At 66.4% G+C, this 5,577-nt stretch carries 1 protein-coding gene and 2 pseudogenes; all 3 read right to left on the bottom strand.

From position 1 onward, the window contains the following. Positions 1-20: 20 nt before the first annotated feature. The 3 genes and pseudogenes from G3436_RS24865 to G3436_RS24855 all read right to left on the bottom strand — a co-directional run bounded on the left by G3436_RS24865 (position 21) and on the right by G3436_RS24855 (position 5,494). The gene (locus tag G3436_RS24865) at positions 21-614 is read right to left on the bottom strand and encodes a glutathione S-transferase (protein WP_163950684.1); all 594 of its coding nucleotides are present in this window, start codon (positions 612-614) and stop codon (positions 21-23) included. Further along, positions 611-4,257, bottom strand: a pseudogene (locus tag G3436_RS24860) (AAA family ATPase). The gene G3436_RS24865 and the pseudogene G3436_RS24860 overlap by 4 nt, the downstream one beginning before the upstream one ends. Beyond that, a pseudogene (locus tag G3436_RS24855) lies at positions 4,254-5,494 on the bottom strand (exonuclease SbcCD subunit D C-terminal domain-containing protein). The pseudogenes G3436_RS24860 and G3436_RS24855 overlap by 4 nt, the downstream one beginning before the upstream one ends. Between the last annotated feature and the right edge of the window lie 83 nt (positions 5,495-5,577).

Raw genomic sequence — 5,577 nt, 5'->3', positions numbered from 1 at the left:
TGCCAGCGAAGCTTTTCGGGTCAACGCGCCATGATCGCCTTGAACAATGGCGAGTCCAGCCAGCTCTGCAGCCACGTGCGCAGGTGTGGGTAGGGCGCCTGTGCAAACCACTCAGGCTCCACCCCGGCAAACTGGCGAATGAACGGCATCAGCGCCACATCGGCAATGCTCGGCTGCGCCGCCAGCAGGTACGCCTGCTCGCCCAGGCGCTGCTCCAGGTCGAGCAGCACCGCTTCAGCCAGTGCCCGATACTGCTCGCGCGTCTGCTCGGGGTAGCGCTCGGCGTACTTGTAGTGATTGAGCTGCACCTTGAACAGCGTGTCGTTGCGCTCGATCAGGGCCTGGGCCGCCTGCGCCGCCGCAGGGTCGGTACTCAGCAGCCAATCCTGCGGGTCATGCCGGGCCAGCGCCCAGCGCATGATCTGCATGCTCTCGTCCAGCACCCGGCCGTCAACGCTCAACACCGGCACAGTGCCTTTGGGCGACAGGGCCAGCATCTCGGCCGGCTTGGCCTTCAGGCTCACCTCGCACACCTGCACCGCACAGCCGGCGTAGCGCAGCGCCATGCGCGCACGCATGGCGTAGGGGCAACGACGGAACGAGTAAAGGATCATCCACTGACCTCCAGCGTGCTCAGGCCATTGCCCTGGCGGCGTACCTGGATCTGCACCGGTATCCGTTCGTGCATCTCCTGCACGTGCGAGATCACCGCCACCTTGCGGCCCTGGGCCTGCAAGCCGTCCAGCGCATCCATGGCCAGTTGCAGCGATTCGGGATCGAGGCTGCCGAAGCCTTCGTCGATGAACAGCGACTCGATACGCAAGGTACTCGATGCCATCGAGGCCAGGCCCAACGCCAAGGCCAGCGAGACCAGGAAGGTCTCGCCACCCGACAGCGAATGCACCGAGCGCAGCTCGTCGCCCATTTCGGTGTCGAGCACCAGCAGCCCGAGCTGGCTGCCCCCACGTTTGAGCCGGTAACGCCGAGCCAACTGGCGCAATTGCACGTTGGCGTGGTGCACCAGCAGGTCGAGGTTGTAACCCTGGGCGATCTTGCGGAACACGTCGCCGGTGGCCGAACCGATCAAGGCATTCAGCCGCGCCCAGCGCTGCCACTCGGCATACGCCTGGGCAATACGCTCGGCCAGTGCCTGGTTGGCCAACTGGCGGCGCTGGTCGTCGGCCTGCTCGGCGCGCAGTTCGGCGCACTGCTGTTCGCTGACCACCAGCTGTTGCTGCAGCTCGGCCAGCGCCTGTTCCAGCTGCTCGCCGGGCACATCGCCAGCGGCCTGGGCCTGATGGTGCTGCAAACGCTGCTCGCGCTCCTGCACCAGCACTGCGGCTTGTTCGATGGCCTTTTCGGCCTGCTGCAAACGCTGGCGCAGCTGGCTGACCTGCTCGTCATCGATGGCCAGCAGTTGGTCCAACCCGGCATCGTCCAGCTCCGGATGGCCCTGACGCCACTGAGCGATGGCGTGTTCAAGCTGCTGGCTTTCCTGCGCCATGGCCTCCCTGCGCTGCTCGTTGGCCTTGAGCTCGGCCGCCAGTTCGATGGCCTGGGCCTGCGCTTGCTGCAGTTGCTGGCTGGCCGCTGCCTGCGCACTGCGCGCGGCCTCGACCTGCTGCTCCAAGTGCTGTTGCCAGTGTTCAGCACTGGCCTGTTCGCCGATCAGCGCAGTCAACGCTGCGCGGGCCTGTTGCTGCTGGATGCCCAGTGCGCTGACCTGCTGTTGCTCGGTCTGGTGGCCGAGCAACAGCGCCTGTTGCTGCACCTCGGCCTTTTCAAGCTGTTGCTGGCGCTCGCGGTGTTCGAGCTGCTCGTCCTTTTGCCGGTCGAGCAGTTCCAGGCGCTGGGCCAGTTGCTGGTCGAGCTGCAGGAATGTTGCGGCCGGCGCCTGGCGCAACGCGTCGAGAATGTCACTCGGCAGCAGGCTGGCAAAACCGGCCAATGCCTGCTCCAGGTGCGCTTCGTCGGCACTCAGGGCCAGCTGCTGCTGGTTCAGGTGCTGCGTTGCCTGCTGGCTGGCCTCGCCGGCGGCCTGTAGCTGCTGTTGCACGCGGGCGGCGTCTTTCTGCAGGCCAGCAGGGTGGCCTGGCGCTGTTCGTCGCGAGTGATGTCGGCGTTCAGGCGGCGCAACTGGTGCTCCAGCCAGGCCGAACGGGCGCTGTTGTCCTGGGCTGCCAATTGCGCGTATAGCGCGTGCGTTTGCAGGTTCGGGGCCAGCGCGTGCTGCTGATCGGCCAGTTGCTCCTGCTGGTGCAGGTATTCCTTGATCTGGCCATTCACCCCGCCCAGGGTGCTGCGCAGTTCGTCGAGCTTGAGCTTGAGTGCGTCCACCGCCTGCTGCGCGCCGGCCTCTTCATCCTGGTCGTGGCGACCCAGGCTCTGCAGCAGCGCTTCGGGCTGGTGATAGGGGTGTTGTTGGCTGCCGCAGACAGGGCAGGGCTGTTCGTCCTGCAACTGCGCACGCAGCTCTTCGACGCTGGCACTGCGGGCCAGGCGCTGACGCTCCAGCACTTGGCGCGTGACCTGCAGCGCCTGTTCGGCGGTGGTCAGTTCGGCCTTGCCCTGCAGGCCTTCGGCGATCAGCCGTTCACGTTGCTGCTGGGCCGCCAACTGGCGGTCATGCAGGGCCTGCGCACGCTGTTGCAGGTCCTGCTGGCTGGCCCACAGGCGCGTCAGCTCTTCCACGGCACGCTGCTGTTTGCGGTTGTCCTGCAGCAGCGTGCCGAGCAGGTCGATCTGTTCGGCCAGCGCCTCGGGCTCGGCGCCCGCTTCGTGGTAAAGCAAGGCCAGCGCTTCGCGGTGCGCTTGCAGTTGGCGTGCGAACTCATCGGCGCGCTGTTGCAGGCCCGGCAGCTCTTGGCGGCCCTGGCTGAGGCGATTGCCGATCAGCATCAGTTGCTGCAATTGCGTGCGGTAGGCGCTCCAGGCATCGCCGATGCTTGCCAGGTGGGCACTCTGGTCCAACTGCTGGGCGATCTCGCTCAGCCGCTGGCTGTTGAGCTGTTGCCGTTCGGTCAGCGCCTGGATCTGCTGCTGGCCTTGCTGGCTGGCCTGTTCGGCCTGCTGGCACGCGGCGTTGCGCTGGCTCAGCTCTTGCTCCAGGCGCGTCAGCGTCTGTTGCTCGGCAAACGCCTGGCGCAGCCGTGGCGCGCAGTCGCTGTGGTGGGCAAGGGCGCCGGCCAGGTGTTCGCCGGCGGCCTGCTGCGCCTGTTCAAGCTGGTGCTGGTGGTGCTGCAGCTCGGCCTGCTGCTGGCGTTGCTGTTCGAGGCTTGCCGCCAGGGGCGTGAGCTGGCTGAGCAGTTCGCGCTGGCGGGCAAACTGGTGGCGCTGCGGGGCGAGCTGTTCGAGGCGGCTCAGGTCAAGGCGTTCGCCCTGCAAGTGTGTCCAGTGCTGCTGTGCGCTGTGCAACTGTTCGCTGGCGGCAGCCTGCTGGTCGTGCAACTGCTTGAGTTCGGTGAGCCAGCTGCGTTGCTGTTCGAGCAGGCGCAGGCGGGCCTGTTCGGCCTTGAGCTGGCGCTGCGCTGCGGTGACGCGCTGATCGAGCTCGGCACGCGCGTCGTCGGCCATCGGCATCACGCCTTGTGCCTGGTCGATGAGGGCCTTGTGCGCCTCTTCGGCGTCTTTGCTCTTGCTGTAGGCGCGTCGGCCCAGTTGGCTGTAGATCGCGGTATTGGTGAGTTTTTCGAGCAGCTCGCTGCGTTCCTTGTCGTCGGCCTTGAGGAAGGCGCTGAACTCGCTCTGCGCCAGCATCACTGCGCGGGTGAACTGTTCGAAGTTCAGGCCCAGGCGGGCCTCGATCATCTGTTCGTATTCGCGCTTGCTCTGGCTGCTCAGCAACTGGTTGCTGTCCAGGTCATGCAGGCTCTGGCGGCTGCCTTGCAGCTTGCCGGTGGGCTTGTCGCGGGCCCGGTTGGCTTCCCAGCGCGCCCGGTAGCGACGGCCGTCGATGCCGACGAAGTCGACTTCGGCATAGCCGCTGCCGGTGCCGCGACGCAGCAGGGTGCGCGGGTCGCTGGTAAGGATCTCGCTGTCGACCTCGGGCAACTTGGTTTCGCGGCCGATGTTGTTCAGCCGTGGCACCGCGCCGAACAGCGCCAGGCACAAGGCATCGAGCAGGGTGCTCTTGCCTGCGCCGGTTGGGCCGGTGATGGCGAACAGGCCGGCACTGGCCAGCGGTTCTGCGGTGAAGTCGATCTCGAACGGGCCAGCCAGCGAGGCAAGGTTCTTCAGGCGAATGGCGAGAATCTTCATGGCTGCTCCTCCTGCTGCTGCACGTCCTGCAGGAGCAGGGCGAAGTCGGCCAGGGTCTGCTCGTCGGCACTGCTGCCATAGGCCTGTTCCCAGGCGCGGCTGAACAGTTCGTGCGGGCTGAGCTGGCCCAGTTCGATCAGGCGTGCACTGTCGTCGCCCTCGCTGCCTGCGGTGCCGGCGTACTCGGCGGCGATGCGCACCAGCCTTACGGCTTTGCCCTGCAGGCAGGTTTCTATCTGCTGGCGCAGGTCGGGTTGCGGTTCGTCCAGGCGTACGCGCACCTCCAGCCAGGGCTGGCGTTGCGGGTCGTCGAGCAGGTCGACCTGGGGCAGTTGTCCAAGCTGTTCAAGAATCTCGGTCATTGGCGCCGGGCCAACACGCTGCAGGTGCACCGCCCGCGGGATCAGGCGTGGTTCGACGCTGATCAGCTTGCGCCCTCGAGTTCGACTTCGAGGATCTGGTGCTGATAGTTGATCTCGGAAAACGACAGCGGGATCGGCGAGCCGCTGTAGCGGATGCGCTCCTCGCGGTTGACCTTCTGTGGCTTGTGCAGGTGGCCGAGGGCGACGTAGCTGATGTCGCTGCCGAACAGGCTGGCAGGCAGCGCCTCGGCATTGCCGATGATCAGGCTGCGTTCGGAGTCTTGCGAGACCGAGCCGCCGGCCATGTGCGCGTGGCTCACGGCGATCAGTGCCTGGCCGGGCTTGCGCTGCTGCAGGGCGGCCTCGATCAGCCACTCGTGGACCTGGCCGATGCCGCGCAGGTAGTCGTCACCCAGCTGCGCGCCGGTGACTTCGGCCGGGCGCAGGAAGGGCAGGGCCAGGCACCAGGCGGCGACCTTGCCCTTGGCATTGGTCAGCGGGATGAGCAGGCGCTGGCTGTCGAGCTGGCCATCGTCGAGCCAGTGCACGCGGCCCAGGGCATAGGTTTTAAGGCGCCGCATGAGGGGCGCAGGCAGCTCGATGCGTGAACCGGAGTCGTGGTTGCCGGCGATCATCACGATGGTCAGCTTGGGTTGCTGCTCGTGGGCCTGGACGATGAAGTCGTAGAGGCGCTCCTGGGCTTTGACCGGCGGGTTGACGGTGTCGAAGATATCCCCGGCGATCAGCAGTGCGTCTGGCTGGCGCAGCTTGAGCTGGCCGAGCAGCCAATCGAGAAAGCAGGCATGTTCGAAGTCGCGGTCCTGGCCATGCAGGGCTTGCCCCAGGTGCCAGTCGGAGGTGTGAAACAGACGCATTGGAAGTCCCGTGAAGATGGAGCCGGTAGCCGGCTATGGTAACGCGGGTGGCAGGTCTTGGGGGCGTGGTGACGCGTCTGCAA

It is taken from the genome of Pseudomonas brassicae (assembly GCF_010671725.1).
Lineage (GTDB): Bacteria > Pseudomonadota > Gammaproteobacteria > Pseudomonadales > Pseudomonadaceae > Aquipseudomonas > Aquipseudomonas brassicae.
The sequence above is the reverse complement of the archived record's forward strand: the minus strand, read 5'-3'. Positions and strand labels throughout refer to the sequence as shown.

Bases quoted from the DNA above. Each gene is read 5' to 3' on its own strand.
- G3436_RS24865 (WP_163950684.1), bottom strand. From the start codon at position 614: ATGATCCTTTACTCGTTCCGTCGTTGCCCCTACGCCATGCGTGCGCGC.